Genomic DNA, 548 nt, shown 5'->3' on the forward strand with positions numbered 1-548 from the left:
GAATCACGGTATCCGGCTGCGCTGATCCCACCTCATTTTCATGTCCGGTCAGCACATTTTCCCGGCTGAGAGGGGTGTCCTGACCGGCAGTTTCATCCGTGTCATCAAGCTCCTCTTTCAGCTCTGCCACACGGAGCGCCAGTTCTTCTTTCGTCCCCGTCAGGCTGACATCACGGTTCAGTTGTTCACCCAGCGAGCGGAGACGGGCAATCAGTTCATCTTTCGTCATGGACTCCTCCACAGAGAAACAATGGCCCCGAAGGGCCATGATTACGCCAGTTGTACGGACACGAACTCATCAGTCATCAAGCTCCTCTTTCAGTTGTACGGACACGAACTCATCAAGCTCCTCTTTCAGTTGTACGGACACGAACTCATCAGGTCATCAAGCTCCTCTTTCAGTTGTACGGACACGAACTCATCAGTCATCAAGCTCCTCTTTCAGTTGTACGGACACGAACTCATCAAGCTCCTCTTTCAGTTGTACGGACACGAACTCATCAGGTCATCAAGCTCCTCTTTCAGTTGTACGGACACGAACTCATCAG

General features: G+C 51.8%; 1 protein-coding gene. It reads right to left on the reverse strand.

What is annotated here, in order from left to right:
- A partial coding sequence (gpFI, locus tag H3H39_RS27350) for a DNA-packaging protein FI (protein WP_219197904.1) occupies nucleotides 1–229 on the reverse strand: 229 nt, incomplete at its 3' end.
- Nucleotides 230–548: the final 319 nt, after the last annotated feature.

The sequence above is a fragment of the Rugamonas apoptosis genome, assembly GCF_014042355.1.
Classification (GTDB): Bacteria; Pseudomonadota; Gammaproteobacteria; order Burkholderiales; family Burkholderiaceae_D; genus Rugamonas; species Rugamonas apoptosis.